This window comes from Streptomyces sp. 135 (assembly GCF_020026305.1).
Taxonomy (GTDB): domain Bacteria; phylum Actinomycetota; class Actinomycetes; order Streptomycetales; family Streptomycetaceae; genus Streptomyces.
Genome location: NZ_CP075691.1, coordinates 3,484,442 through 3,497,910 on the forward strand (window position 1 = coordinate 3,484,442; position 13,469 = coordinate 3,497,910).

The window sequence follows — 13,469 nt, forward strand, 5'->3', positions numbered from 1 at the left end:
CTCAGCGCCGCGCGCCCGCGGCGGCGACGGTGCGGCGGCGGGCCCCGCCCGGCGCGGCGTCGCCCGCCGCCGGGCCCGTGGTGCGGTAGGCCCGGACGGCCTTGCCCCAGGGGCGCCCGCGCCGCGCCCGAGCCAGTCGACGCGCACCCACAGGAGTACGTCGCCGTCCTGCTCGCGGCGGCCGAGCCGCGCCGCCTTCAGCCACAGGCCGGCGCCCGCGCCCGTGAGGACGGCGCCGCCGGCCACGGGCACCAGGAAGGCGCTGCCGAGCGCGGCGAGAAAGGCGGCGACGAGCCACCACCGGTGCCCGCGCCGCCAGTTGCGCACGGTCACGGCACGGCTCTGGAGCACGTCGTGCTTGCCGGCACGGGTGGCCTCGCGGGCGAGGGCGTCGTAGCGCTTCCCGCGGGCGTACGCGACGACGGCGGCCGTCACGAGGAACAGCGCGGCCCCGGCGAGCGCGCCGATACGCCGCCCGGTGATCCCCTCCGGCACGGCGCCGCCCCCGGCGGCGAGCACACCCAGCCACCACAGGGGCGCCGCCCCCGCCCGTACGACGACCGGCACCCTCGCCAGGCCATGTCCGCCGCGTCCCATGTCGCCTCCTATGCCTGCCGTCACGCTTCCCGTCGCGCCGCTTCGGCGGGGGAGGATAGCGGCGGAATCTGAGGAGTCCGTGAGAAAGCGGCCACCGGCGGCGTTCAGCGGCCCGGGGAACGGGTGTCGCGGCCGGGCAGCCCTCAGGCCCCCACGCCCCGCAGCAACGTGTCGACCACCCGCGTGGCCAGGGCGTCCACGGCCGCGTCCGTCTCCGGTGCCTCCGTCGCCGCTTCGTGGATGAGCGCGTAGTACACCCGCCGCGCCCAGTCCGGGTCGGTGCCGGGCCGCAGCACACCGGCGTCACGGAGGCGGCCGAACAACCGCTCGCACTGGGCCTGCACGGCGGCGTGCACGCGGGCGACCTCGGGTGCGTCGGTGGGCAGGGCGTTCATGGCGAAGCCCCAGCCGATCTTCACGCGCAGCACGTTCGCGGTGGCCTGGTAGAGCGCGACGGCGGGCGGCGCGGTGTCCGGCCTGGCGGCTTCGACGGCGTCGTGGAACCGCTGGGTCGCCCAGGCGGCCAGTGCCGTGATCAGGGCCTCCCGTGAGGCGAACCGCCGGTGCACGGTGGTGCGGGCGACCCCGGCGGCCTCGGCGATCTGCTCCATCGGCGCCGCCGGGTTCGCGGACAGGACCCGCTCGGCGGCTTCGAGGATCGCGCGGACCGTTCGCTCGGCGTCGGCGCGCAGCGGTTTGGCGGAGGGGGGCAGCGCCATGCGGGTACGGGCCCTTCTGGTCGGCGTCGGGCGGAGCACGTGGCGAACACGGTGCCTCCGCAGCAATCGCGGCAATCGTACGTCCATGTGGCCGGTCAACTACTACTTGCGTCATCACTGTCGCAGGTTCTATGTTGAGCGCTACGTGACAGATGCTTTTCTTTCTGGGGGGAACACCATGGACCTGCAACTCAACGGCAAGACCGCCCTGGTCACGGGCGCCAGCCGTGGCATCGGACTGGCCGTCGTCCGGGCCCTGAGCGCCGAGGGCGTCCGGGTCGTCGCGGCGGCCCGGACGGCCGCGCCGGAGCTTCGCGCGGCCGGTGCGCACCCGGTGGCGGTGGACCTGTCCGACCCCGCCGGCGCCGAGCGCCTCGTCGCCGACGCCACGGCCGAGCTGGGCGGCATCGACATCCTGGTCAACAACGTCGGCGGTGGTGACGGCGGCCTGAGCGGCGGCTTCCTCGATGTGACGGACGCGCAGTGGGCGCAGGTGGTGGACCTGAACTTCTTCGCCACCGTCCGCGTCACCCGCGCGGCCCTGCCCGCCCTGCTGGCCGCTCGCGGCGCGATCGTCAACGTCTCGTCCGTGGGCGCCCGTGTCCCGCACGGCGGTCCCCTCGCCTATACGACGGCCAAGGCCGCGCTGACCGCGTTCGGCAAGGCCATCGTCCACGAGTTCGGCCCGAAGGGAGTGCGGGTGAACACCGTCTCGCCGGGTCCGGTCCGCACCGACATGTGGGAGAGCCCGTCCGGCTACGGCGCCGAGCTGGCCGCGGCCATGGGCATCCCGCACGCCGACCTGCTGGCGGGTCTGCCGTCGGCGACGGGCATGGTCATCGACCGGCTGGTCGAACCGGAGGAGGTCGCCGCCCTCGTCGCCTACCTCTCGTCGCCACTCGCCGCCGCGACCACGGGCGCCGACCACGTCATCGACGGCGGATCCATCAAGACCGCCTGAACCCGCGGACGTGAACCCGCGGGCCTGAACCCGCGGGACGCACGGCACAACGCACCCGGGCCCCGCCCGCAGGCACACCTCACTCCACGAACAACCCCCGTGCCACCGCCCCCGCGTCGAACTCCTCCAGCCGCGCCTGCGCGTCCGGGAGGCCGTCGCACATGGCCTCCAGCAGGACCCGGCCGAGCAGCATCGGCGCGCAGGCCGTGTCGAAGGCGAGGCCCGTGCCGACGGCCGCCGGGAGCAGGATGTGGGAGTACGTCGCCACCGGGGCGAACGGCGAGTCCGCCACCGTGACCACCGTCAGGCCCGTCTCCCTCGCGTGGGCCAGCGCGTCGACGACCTCCCGGGGGTGGCGCGGCAGCGCGAAGCAGAGAAGCGCCGTGGCGCCCGCGCGGACCGCCGCGTCGATGCGGTCGGTGAGCATCGTGCCGCCCTCGTCGAGGAGGCGTACGTCGGGGTGGACCTTCGCGGCGAAGTACGAGAAGCCGTACGCCTGGGAGGCGGCGGCCCGCAGGCCGAGGACGGGCAGGGGACGGGAGGCGGCGAGGAGCCGGCCCGCCCGCTCGACCGGCCCCGGGTCCGCGAGCGCCTCCGCGAGATGCCGGAGGTTCGCGATCTCCGCCTCGACCGCCTGCTGGTACTCGTTGAGGGAGTCCCCGGCGGCCGCCTCGGCGGGCACCACGTCCCGCAGGTGTTTGCGCAGCGCGGGGTAGCCGTCGAAGCCGAGCGCGACGGCGAACCGGGTCACGGAGGGCTGGCTCACGCCGGCCAGTTCCGCCAGCTCGACGCTGGAGAGGAAGGGGACGTCCGCCGCCCGCCGCACCATGCAGTGCGCGATGCGGCGCTGCGTGGGCGTGAGTCGGTGCCCCTCGAAGAGCACTTGGAGCCGTGCCGCAGGACTGTCACTCATGCCGTTCCTTGTCACCGGTGATTCACGCCGAACCATTGACAACCTATTCAGTCAGCAAGAACTCTGCATGACGATATACAGCCGAGCAAGGCTCCCGAGCGCGGAAGGCGGCCGTCATGGCAGCTGAGGACCTGGTGGAGCGGCGCTCCATCGACGTCGTCCCGGACGACGAACGGCACGGCACGGCGTTCAGTCAGTTCACGCTCTGGCTCGGCGCCAACCTCCAGATCACCGCGGTCGTCACGGGCGCCCTCGCGGTCGTCTTCGGCGGCGACGTGGTGTGGTCGCTGGCCGGTCTCGTCCTCGGCAACCTGCTGGGCGGCGCGGTGATGGCCCTGCACTCGGCGCAGGGACCGAAGCTCGGCCTGCCCCAGATGATCCAGTCCCGCGCGCAGTTCGGCGTGAAGGGCGCGGTCGTCCCGCTGCTGCTCGTCATCCTCATGTACGTCGGGTTCTTCGCGAGCGGCAGCGTCCTCGCCGGACAGGCCACGGCCGAGCTGACGCACACCGACGACACCACCGGCATCGTGCTCTTCGCCGCCGTCACGGCGGTCATGGCGGCGGTCGGCTACCGCGTCATCCACGCGCTCGGCCGGGTCGCGTCCGTCATCTGCGCGCTGGCGTTCGTCTACCTCGGCGTCCGCCTCGTCGACCGCGTGGACGTCTCCGCCCTGCTGGGTGACGCCCGCTTCGACCTGCCGATGTTCCTGCTCGCCGTCTCGCTCTCGGCGTCCTGGCAGCTCGCCTTCGGGCCGTACGTCGCCGACTACTCGCGCTATCTGCCGCGTACGACCTCGGCGAAGGCCACGTTCTGGTGGACCCTGTCGGGGTCGGCGATCGGCTCGCAGTGGTCGATGACGTTCGGCGTGCTGGTGGCGGCGAGCGCGGGGGACGCCTTCCTCGACAACCAGGTCGGCTATGTCGTCGGCCTCGGCGGCACCGGCCTGATCGCCTCGTTCCTGTACTTCGTGATCGCGCTCGGCAAGCTGACGATCAACGTGCTCAACACCTACGGCGGCTTCATGTCGATGGTCACGAGCATCAGCGGCTTCCGCGGCCTGAAGGTGCTCGGGCCGCGCGGGCGCTCCGCGTACATCGCGGTCATCATGGTGGCGGGCACGGCGGTCGCGCTGCTGGGCAAGGACAGCTTCCTGACGTCCTTCAAGGACTTCCTGCTGTTCCTGCTGACCTTCTTCACGCCGTGGTCGGCGATCAACCTCGTCGACTACTACCTGATCTCCCGCGAGCGCTACGACATCCCGGCGCTCTTCGACCCGCACGGCCGCTACGGCGCCTGGCGCCCGGACGCCCTCGCCGTCTACGGCATCGGACTCCTCGCCCAACTGCCCTTCCTCGTCACGCACTTCTACACGGGCCCGCTCGTCGAGCCGCTGGGCGGCGCCGACATCTCGTGGATCGTGGGGCTCGTGGTGCCCGCGGTGCTGTACTGGACGCTGGCCGGGCGCGGCGCCGTGGCCCCGGGGGACGGCCCCCAGCCGGAAAGGGGGGCTAGCCCCAGCGCCGACGAGGCACCGGCGCCGTAACGTTGACCGGTATGGAAGCCCGTGACGCCGAACTCAAGAAGGAACTCGACGCCACTCTGCACGCCCGCAGAGAACTCGGCGAGGAGTACGACTCCGCCCTGGTCGACTCCTTCCTCGGGAAGGTCGAGCAGCGCCTGGACGGCACGATCGACCGCCGCATGCGCCGTCACCTGGCCGAGCAGCAGATGGTCGTCGCGCGCGGCGCCCGCTCGCCGTCCGGCAGCCCGCTGGACTCGTGGAGCGAGCGGTTCGGCTTCGGGGTGATCTCGCTGATCCTCGCCGTCCCGCTCTCCGCGATCGGCGTGGTCAACGCCGGCCTGACCGGCCTCGTCGTGACGTGGGCGGGCATCTTCGGCGTGAACGCGGTGCACGCCGTCAAGGGCGCCCCCTTCGGCCGCCGCAAGAACCGCGACTCGGAGTGGGACGACTGACCCACCCTCGCCCGGACTGACCTCAGGCCGCCCTCAGGGCCGGATCAGCTTCCGACCTCCGCCCCCGTACTCGTCGTACCCGTCGTGTCCGTCCCCGCCATGGCCCGTTCGGTGAAGGCGACGAGGAAGTCCCGCAGGCTGCCCCGCGCCCCCGTGCAGTCCTCCTGCTTGTCCAGGGCCAGGCGGGCCAGTTGGGGCATGGCGACCGGCCACGCGCCCAGGCCGATCAGCGTGAGCAGCAGCTGGGCCGCCTGCTCCGAGGTGTAGCCGGTGGAGTCCCGCAAGGACTCGGACGCGCTCGCGTACCAGGCGGCCCGGCTGGATTCCCTGTCGGCCAGCCGGTCTCCGTAGTAGAGCGCCTCGAACATGAGCAGCCGCAGCAGCGTCGGGTCCTGACTGTGATAGTCGAAGACGCGCCCCACGTACTCCCCGGCCGGCCCCTCGCCGGGGCGCACGGCCTGCGCCAGCTCGGCCATCGCCTCGCCGAGCACCGCGTTGAACAGGCCTTCCTTGTTGCCGAAGTGCCCGTAGATCCGCTCTTTGTTGACCCCCGCCTGTTCCGCGATCCGATTGACGCGCGCTCCCGCGATGCCGTACTCCGCGAACTCCGCACGCGCTGCGTCCATGAGCAGGCGCTTGGTCTTGCCTGTGTCCCGTGCCATGCACCCCAGAGTACCCGCACCCAACTAGTTGGTTGGACATTCGCGCGGAGCCGTGCCAGCATTCAGCCAACTAGTTGGTTGGCACTGCCCACAGCGATGTGCCATGATCCAACCAACAGGTTGGAGGGCTTCCCTCCGGCCGTGCACCAGGGGGGGTGCTTTCGACGGGCCGTCGTGCCCGTGGGTTTCCCTTTCCCGGTTTCAAGACGGACCAGGCTTCGCAGTCGAAGGGTTGCCCAGAATGAAGATCTCGATCTCCGGTACCTACTCCGCCGGCAAGACGTCCACCGTGATGGCGCTTTCGCGCTACACCGGCGTCCCGCGGACGCTGGCGAGGACGATCCGCGAGATCCTGCCGGAGACGTTCCCCGGCAAGAAGCTCTCGGAAGTGACCCCGGATGAGTTCCTTCAGCTGATGCTGCGTCGGCACACCGGGCGCGCGGTCCAGGAGGCGCTGCTCGGCGACCACTTCATCTCGGACGGTTCATCGCTCCAGGAGTGGCTGTACGGCGCGGGCCGTGTCATCCACGGCATGAACCCGAACGACACGGCAGGCCTCGAAGGCGGCCGGGCCGTCGAACTCACCGAGGAGATGCGCTTCTTCGGCAAGGTGGTGGACCAGTACGGGTACGCCCTCAAGCAGCACGTCAAGGACACCTACGACGCGTACGTACACCTCCAGCACGAGCTGCCCATCGCGGCCGACGGACACCGCCCGATGAATGAGCGCTTCCGCGCCACCATCGACACGATGCTGCTCCAGACCCTCGACGAGCTCGAGATCCCGTACCACGTGGTCAGCGGCACCATGCACGAACGCCTGGAGACCATCGCGGGCATCTTCGACCTCAAGCCGGTGATGAGCACCGAAGAGGCCATCGAACTGGCCTGGCAGGACTACGGCAAGCAGGACTTCCGCATGGAGACCGAGCGCGTGCCCGCGGCCGCGTAGGACGCCGTTCCCGCCCTCACCCGCCTCGCAATCACCTTTCAACTCACCATGAACAGAAGGAGCTTCGTCATGCCCAAAAAGCCGAGCATCGCCATCGCCTATTACTCCGGTTACGGACACACCGACGTACTGGCGAAGGCCGTCGGGGCCGGCGCGACCGACGCGGGGGCCGAGGTCACGCTGATCCGCGTCGACACCATCACCGACGAGCAGTGGGGCGTGCTCGACTCGGCGGACGCGATCATCTTCGGCTCGCCGACCTACATGGGTTCGGCGGCCGGCAAGTTCCACGCCTTCGCCGAGTCGACCAGCAAGCGCTGGGCCGCCCTCACCTGGCGCGACAAGATCGGCGCCGGCTTCACCAACGCCGCCTGCAAGGCCGGGGACAAGCACTCCACGCTCGGCTACTTCGCCACCCTCGGCGCCCAGCACCAGATGAACTGGGTGAACCTCGGCCTGCACCCGGGCTGGCACACCAGCACCGAGAGCGAGAACGACCTCAACCGCCTCGGCTACTTCAACGGCGCCGCGGCCACCACCCCGGCGGACCTCCCCGCGGACGACGTGCACAAGGCCGACATCGCCACCGCCGAGTACCTGGGCGGCCGCGTCGCCCGGCACACGGCCGTCGTCCTGGCCGGCCGCGAGGCCCTCGGCGTCTGAGCCCCGGGGACCCCGCCCCGCCGTCTCACGACCCGACCCACGTACGAGAGATACGAGAGAAGAGAGGACCACCATGTCCACCGACACCCTGAAGTCGACCGCCGACACCGTCGATGCCTTTTTCGAGGCCTTCGGAAGCGGAAATCAGTCGGCCCTGCTCGACCTGTTCGCCGACGAGGTGGACTTCACCGTCGCGGGCGCCCCCAACGTCCCGTGGGCCGGCAGCAGGTCCACCAAGGAAGAGATCGCCGAGTTCTTCGGGCTCTTCGGCCAAGTCCTCACGCCCCCGGAGTCCTTCGCCCTCACGGGCCGGGTGACCGAAGGCGAGCACGCCGTCGTCTTCGCCACCTGCGTCTTCGGGGTCCTCGCCACGGGCAAGAAGTTCACCAACAGCTACGCGCTGCACTTCACCGTCGTCGACGGCCGGATCGTCGGCTATCGCATGTATGAGGACAGCTACGCCATCCACGAGGCGTTCACCGCCTGACCTCGCGCATCAACGCCTCGGAACGAGCTGTCATGAATCAAAACAAGTTGCTGCTGCGCACGGCGCTCGGCCCCACGCTCGGCGGCACCTCCTATCTCGTCGCCCAGTACCTGCCGCCCAGCCCCTACTGGGACGCGGTCCTGCGCGCCGCCCCGGCCGGGCTGCTCCTGCTCGCCCTCAAGCCCGCCCTGCCCAAGGGCACGTGGTGGTGGCGCAGTCTCGTGGTGGGCGCCCTGAACATCGGGTTCTTCTTCGGGCTCCTGTTCGTCTCGGCGCAGCGGCTGTCCAGTGGCGTCTCCGCCACCATCGGCGCCCTGTCCACGCTCTTCGCCATCGGCTTCGCCGTTCCGGTGCTCAGGGAACGGATCCGGCCCGTGCAGTACGTGGCCGCGGTCATCGGCGTCTGCGGCGTCGCCCTGCTGGTGTTCCGCGGGGACAGCAGTCTCGACGCCCTCGGTGTCGTGGCCGGTCTCGGCTCGGCCCTCAGCCTCGGGCTCGGCAGTGTCCTCTCCCGTCGCTGGGGACGGCCCGAAGGGATCGGCGGTATCACCTTCGCCTCCTGGACCCTGCTCGGCGGCAGCGCCGTCCTCCTGCCCATCGCGCTCCTCGCCGAGGGCGCGCCGCCCTCCATCACCCTGTCGCAGCTCGGCGGTCTCGCCTGGGTCGCGTTCGGCTGCTCGGCGCTCGCCTACTACCTGCTGCTCTCCGGCCTCCAGGCGCTTCCCATCTCCCTGTCGGCCCCCCTGCCTCTGCTGGGCCCCGTCAGCGCGGGCTTCTTCGGCTGGCTCATCGCCGGCGAGACACTCGCCCCGCTCCAGCTGCTCGGCGGTGCGATCGTCCTCGGTTCGGTCCTCGGAGCCACCTGGCCCCGGAAACCCAAGGCCACCGTGGAAGCCGTGCCGGACGCCCCCTTGCCCACCACCGAAGCGGAGCCGCCGGCCCCGCTGGCCGGCCGGCGCTGAGGCCGACCCGTTCCGAGAGAAGTAGCGATTTTCATGCCCCCTCAGGAAACCGACGTCCTCGTGGTCGGCGCGGGCCCGACCGGCCTCGCCCTGGCCCTGGTACTGCGCCAGGCGGGGCTGCGGGTACTCGTCGTGGAGCGGAGCACCAGCCGTGACCGGCGGACGCGGGCCATCACCCTGCATGCGCCCACCCTGGAGTTCCTCGACGCGCTCGGCCTGCTGACCGAGGTGCGGGAGAAGGGCCTGGCGCTGGAGCGCATCTCCTTCCACACCCACCAGGGGTCCTACCACGGCCCGTTGACCGGCCTGGACAGCACCGTCGACGGCTATCTCAATCTGCCGCAACCCGTCTATGAGGAGCTTCTGGAGGAAGCGGCCCGCGACAGCGGCGTCCTCTTCCGCCACGGCACCACGTACCTGGGGCACTCCGGCGGGGACCGGTCGCCGGACCACTCGCCGGACGAGTCACCGGACGAGCCGCTGACAGTGCGGCTCAACGGGGCCGGCGGGCCTTCCCTGGTGCGGTGCCGGTATCTGATCGGGTGCGACGGCGCCGGCAGCCAGGTACGCGCGCGGCTCGGCTCGTCCCTGGAAGGCCGCCACGCGCCCGCCAGTTACCTCCTCGTCGAAGGCACCCCTCTCCTGCCGGCGACCGAGCCGGAGACGGGCATCTACGTGGGCCGCGCCGGAATGGTCACCCTCGCTCCCTTGCCCTCGGGGCAGGTACGCGTCGCCGGTCCGGCCGACATGATGCTCGCCCTGGACAAGGACGCCCAGGTCACCGCGGACCAGGTCGCCACCCTCGTGGACGCCCTCGGCTTCGGTGACAGGCTGCGGCTGAAGCAGGTGGCGCGGGTGGCCCAGTACACCGTGCAGGAACGCATCGCCTCACGCATGGCCGAGGGCCGTGTCGCCCTGGCCGGGGACGCCGCCCACCTCAACGCCCCGGCCGGGGGCCAGGGCCTCAACCTGGGCATCGGTGACGTGCTCGACCTGGCCTGGCGCATCGTGTACGCGATACGCCACGACACCGCCGCCGACATGGCGGGCTACGAGTCCGAACGGCGGGAAGCCGCGGCCGAGGCGATCGCGGCCGCCGACGTCCTGCCCCTGGTCCAGCGGATGCGCACAGCCGGTGGCACGGCGGACGAGGAGACGCTGCGGCAGGCGCTGACCAGGCATGCTCCCCGCTGGAGCCAGCTCTACCCGCACCATCCCGCCCCCGACGCCCCGGACCTGCCCGGCGCCTACCGGCTGGAGAAGGGCACCCGCGTGCCCACCGCCGTACGGGAGACCACCGGGCCGGTCGATCTGCTGCCCGCGGGCACGGACGCCACGCTCAGCACGCTGCTCGTCGCTCACCCGTCCTTCCTCGCACGGGCGCGCGACCTCGCCGGCGGCCACACGGAGCTGCTCGGATGCCCGCCCGTCGGCATGCTCGACACCGTGCCCCTGGATGAACACCATCCGCGGGTCCGGGCGATGTGGCCGCAGGGCGCGGCCGCCTTGCTGGTCCGTCCCGACCGGCGCGTCGCCGCGGTCCTCACCGCTGACGCCCTGGCCGGCGGTGCGCGCCGGCTCGCCCTGTCCACCACCTGAGACCTGCCGACCTCGTCGTCGGCATGCGGCGACCGCCGCCTCTTCCCCATTGATCCAGGATCGATTCAGGAGTGCACCACCCATGACGTTCCCCGCCATGCCCAAGGCCGTCCACCAGTTCTACGCCGGCTCCCAGGCCGCGGACGCCGACCTGTGGGCCGAGGCCTTCGCCGAGGACGGGATCTTCCACGACCCGGTCGGCAGCGAGCCGATCCGGGGCCGCGAGGCCATCCGGACCAAGCTCCGCAACGTGATCCCGCGCTTCGACCCCTTCCTCGGCATCACGCCGATCGACGCCTACACCACCGGCGGCCAGACCGCCGTCTCGTGGCGCGGCGCGGTCGTCAGCACCGAAGGAAAGCCCGTCAACTGGGCGGGCATCCATGTATACCGTCTCAACGAGCAGGGCTTGATCGCCGAGCTGTGGGCCTACTTCCACCACGGCGTCTTCGCGGCTCAGCTCGCCGACGACCACTGAGTCCTTCCCGTCCCGCGGCGAAGCCGCCGCGGGACGGGGCGGCCGACGAAACACCTTCTCGCCGGGGGCGAGGAGTCACACAGGGGGAAAATTTCATGCAGAGTACAGCTACATCGGACATTCTCCGCATCAGCTCCGCGGACGATGAGCTGGGGAGCCGTGAGGGACGCTTCTTCGGGGAGGGCTTCAAGCGCGTCACTCAGGCACTCACCGACATCACCATCCGGGACGCCACGCACGAAGCACCCGGACGCATCGACGCCACGGCCGCGATCGGCATACCCGGCACGTGGTCCCGCAAAGGCGACACCCACCAGCGGCCGCACCTGTCGACCATCGACGCCATGGTCCTCGCCGCCCAGCTCACCGGCCTCTACGCCGCCCACGTCTTCGAGCTGCCGCCCACCGGACCGTTCCTGATCCGGTCCCTGGCCATCAAGGCAGGCGGCACACCGGACGAGGAGAACCTCGGTTCCTTCGCCGTCCGCGCGGTCCACCACTCCACGAACGACATCGCCGCCCTGCGCCGCCGCCTCACCGCCATGGACTGCACCATCGGCTCGATGACCGTGCGTGTGGTGGTCGAACACGCCGCGACCGCGCCCACCTCGCGGACCGAGGGCTTCTACGCCCGTCCGGAAGATCTCCCCGGCCCCTGGAACGACGCCCCCTACGGTGCGTCCCACCTCGGCCGCCACCAGTTCCTCACCGGTATCGAGGCCGACGTCGAGGCGCACACGGCGAGCGCGGAGCTCAGCATCACCACCGACCCCGGCGGCACGCGCCGTGCCGCCCTCCCGGCGACGATGATCGACCTGTTCACCTCCGCGCTCCAGCTCGGCCAGATCCTTCTGTACCGGCTGGACGGCCTCGACCGTGCCACGTCCAACACCTTGTGGATGCGCAGCACCACCATCACCCCGGCGCCCGGGGCCGGGAGCGACGACGGGCGCTTCCACGCGGAGCTGGTCAGAACAAACAAACTGCCCACTCCGCAGGGCGTCTGGCGCACAGGGCAGATCGTCGCGACGGCCGCAGGGATGCGTTTGACCTGCAACGTCGCTCACCTTCTCCCCTGACCACCGCCGCACCTCGGAGGTAACGAGCACATGGCGCACCACCAGCAACCGGCCGCCGCCGTCATCGGCCTTGGCAGCCACCTGCCGCCCCGCCGCATCACCAACGACGAACTGGCCGCCCGCCTGGACACCGACGACGAATGGATCACCACCCGGACGGGCATCCGGGCCCGGCACTGGGCCTCGCCCGGCACTTCCACCGGCGATCTGGCCGTCGAGGCCGGGCTCCGGGCACTGATGTCCGCCGGGCTGCGGCCCGAGCCGGGCGCGGTGGACGCGGTGGTCCTCGCGACGACCACCCCGGACCACCCCTGCCCGGCCACCGCCCCCGCGGTCGCCGCCCGCCTCCAGCTGGGCACGGCCGCCGCCTACGACATCGCGGGCGTGTGCTCGGGATTCCTGTACGCGCTGGCCACGGCATCCGCCCAGATCATCGCCGGCCAGGCCGAACGCGTCCTGGTCATCGGTGCCGAGACCTACTCGACGATCCTCAACCCCACCGACCGCACGACCTCCGTCATCTTCGGCGACGGGGCCGGCGCCGTCGTCCTGGCGGCGACCCGCGACGCGGAGCGGCCCGGTGTCCTGCTCGGCGTGGACCTCGGGGCCGACGGAAGCCAGGCGGACCTCATCCGCATCCCCGCGGGAGGCTCCCGGCAGCGGGCCAACCCCGACGACCCGGAGCTGGGCGACCCCTACTTCACGATGCAGGGCAAGAAGGTGTTCACGGCCGCCGTGACCCGGATGCAGCACTCGGCCACCTCGCTGCTCGACCGGATCGGCTGGAGCACCGACCAGGTCGACCACCTGGTCGGTCACCAGGCCAACGTACGCATCCTCAAAGCGCTCGCCCGCCAGCTCGACATCCCCGAGGACCGGGCCGTCATCAACATCGACCAGGTCGGGAACACCTCGGCCGCCTCCATCCCGCTCGCCCTGGCCGACGCGACGGCCGCCGGCCGGCTCACCCCGGGCTCACGCGTTCTGCTCACCGCCTTCGGCGGCGGACTGACCTGGGGTTCGGTGGCACTGACCTGGCCGGACGGTCTCACCGTCGGCTGAGGCGAGCCGCACAGCGGCCCGCTCCTCACGTACTCACAGATCCTCACGTACTCACAGAGCCTTACGTACTCACAGAGCCTTACGTACTCACAGATCGGCGACACGACATGACCACGCAGACGCAGCCCCTGTCCGACCAGCTCCTCGACCTCCTGGCGGCCGGATACGAAGCCCCCGAGGGCACCACCAGTGACACCCGGTTCGACCTTCTCGGCTTCGACTCCCTCGTCCTCGTGGAGGTCGCCGTCGACCTCACCCGGCGCTACGGCGTGCAGGTCACCGACGAGGAACTCCAGGAGGCCGGCACGGTCGCCGGGACCGTAGAGCTCCTCCGCTCCAAGGGCGTCGACGCCTGAGAGC

15 protein-coding genes and 1 pseudogene are annotated in these 13,469 nt (G+C 71.3%); 12 read left to right on the plus strand and 4 right to left on the minus strand.

Annotated features, from left to right (window positions below; all coding sequences use genetic code 11):
* Position 1: 1 nt before the first annotated feature.
* Both KKZ08_RS15590 and KKZ08_RS15595 read right to left on the minus strand, forming a co-directional pair.
* A pseudogene (locus KKZ08_RS15590) lies at positions 2-597 on the minus strand (hypothetical protein).
* A 143-nt stretch (positions 598-740) separates the two neighbouring features.
* Positions 741-1,316 carry a TetR/AcrR family transcriptional regulator gene (locus KKZ08_RS15595; RefSeq protein WP_223775021.1) on the minus strand — a complete coding sequence of 192 codons (576 nt, stop codon included), beginning with the start codon at positions 1,314-1,316 and terminating at the stop codon, positions 741-743.
* 178 nt (positions 1,317-1,494) lie between these two features.
* On the opposite strand from KKZ08_RS15595, the gene KKZ08_RS15600 reads away from it, so the two are divergent.
* A complete protein-coding gene (locus KKZ08_RS15600; protein WP_223775022.1) occupies positions 1,495-2,277 on the plus strand; it encodes an SDR family oxidoreductase in 783 nt (260 codons plus the stop codon).
* Positions 2,278-2,356: 79 nt separating this feature from the next.
* Here the strand turns inward: KKZ08_RS15600 and KKZ08_RS15605 are convergent, their stop codons facing one another.
* Entirely contained in the window at positions 2,357-3,190 is an 834-nt protein-coding gene (locus KKZ08_RS15605) for a MurR/RpiR family transcriptional regulator (protein ID WP_223775023.1), read from the minus strand.
* Between the two features lie 116 nt (positions 3,191-3,306).
* On the opposite strand from KKZ08_RS15605, the gene KKZ08_RS15610 reads away from it, so the two are divergent.
* Both KKZ08_RS15610 and KKZ08_RS15615 read left to right on the plus strand, forming a co-directional pair.
* Positions 3,307-4,734 carry a cytosine permease gene (locus KKZ08_RS15610; RefSeq protein WP_223775024.1) on the plus strand — a complete coding sequence of 476 codons (1,428 nt, stop codon included), beginning with the start codon at positions 3,307-3,309 and terminating at the stop codon, positions 4,732-4,734.
* Between the two features lie 11 nt (positions 4,735-4,745).
* Positions 4,746-5,165 carry a hypothetical protein gene (locus KKZ08_RS15615; RefSeq protein WP_223775025.1) on the plus strand — a complete coding sequence of 140 codons (420 nt, stop codon included), beginning with the start codon at positions 4,746-4,748 and terminating at the stop codon, positions 5,163-5,165.
* 44 nt (positions 5,166-5,209) lie between these two features.
* Here the strand turns inward: KKZ08_RS15615 and KKZ08_RS15620 are convergent, their stop codons facing one another.
* A complete protein-coding gene (locus KKZ08_RS15620; protein ID WP_223775026.1) occupies positions 5,210-5,827 on the minus strand; it encodes a TetR/AcrR family transcriptional regulator in 618 nt (205 codons plus the stop codon).
* Positions 5,828-6,068: 241 nt separating this feature from the next.
* Here KKZ08_RS15620 and KKZ08_RS15625 point away from each other — a divergent pair, with 241 nt between their 5' ends.
* The 9 genes from KKZ08_RS15625 to KKZ08_RS15665 all read left to right on the plus strand — a co-directional run bounded on the left by KKZ08_RS15625 (position 6,069) and on the right by KKZ08_RS15665 (position 13,465).
* Positions 6,069-6,779, plus strand: a complete 711-nt coding sequence (locus KKZ08_RS15625) for an ATP-binding protein (protein ID WP_223775027.1) — start codon at positions 6,069-6,071, stop codon at positions 6,777-6,779.
* A 69-nt stretch (positions 6,780-6,848) separates the two neighbouring features.
* Complete coding sequence (locus KKZ08_RS15630; protein ID WP_223775028.1) at positions 6,849-7,442, plus strand: flavodoxin family protein; 594 nt, start codon at positions 6,849-6,851, stop codon at positions 7,440-7,442.
* 73 nt (positions 7,443-7,515) lie between these two features.
* Positions 7,516-7,929, plus strand: coding sequence for a nuclear transport factor 2 family protein (locus KKZ08_RS15635; RefSeq protein ID WP_223775029.1), 414 nt, complete (start codon positions 7,516-7,518; stop codon positions 7,927-7,929).
* A 32-nt stretch (positions 7,930-7,961) separates the two neighbouring features.
* The gene (locus KKZ08_RS15640; RefSeq protein WP_223775030.1) at positions 7,962-8,891 is read left to right on the plus strand and encodes a DMT family transporter; all 930 of its coding nucleotides are present in this window, start codon (positions 7,962-7,964) and stop codon (positions 8,889-8,891) included.
* A 33-nt stretch (positions 8,892-8,924) separates the two neighbouring features.
* Entirely contained in the window at positions 8,925-10,490 is a 1,566-nt protein-coding gene (locus KKZ08_RS15645; protein ID WP_223775031.1) for an FAD-dependent monooxygenase, read from the plus strand.
* An 82-nt stretch (positions 10,491-10,572) separates the two neighbouring features.
* The gene (locus KKZ08_RS15650) at positions 10,573-10,968 is read left to right on the plus strand and encodes a nuclear transport factor 2 family protein (RefSeq protein WP_223775032.1); all 396 of its coding nucleotides are present in this window, start codon (positions 10,573-10,575) and stop codon (positions 10,966-10,968) included.
* Positions 10,969-11,063: 95 nt separating this feature from the next.
* Positions 11,064-12,047, plus strand: a complete 984-nt coding sequence (locus tag KKZ08_RS15655; RefSeq protein ID WP_223775033.1) for an AvrD family protein — start codon at positions 11,064-11,066, stop codon at positions 12,045-12,047.
* A 30-nt stretch (positions 12,048-12,077) separates the two neighbouring features.
* Positions 12,078-13,109 carry a beta-ketoacyl-ACP synthase III gene (locus KKZ08_RS15660; RefSeq protein ID WP_223775034.1) on the plus strand — a complete coding sequence of 344 codons (1,032 nt, stop codon included), beginning with the start codon at positions 12,078-12,080 and terminating at the stop codon, positions 13,107-13,109.
* A gap of 107 nt (positions 13,110-13,216) precedes the next feature.
* A complete protein-coding gene (locus KKZ08_RS15665) occupies positions 13,217-13,465 on the plus strand; it encodes an acyl carrier protein (RefSeq protein ID WP_223775035.1) in 249 nt (82 codons plus the stop codon).
* Positions 13,466-13,469: the final 4 nt, after the last annotated feature.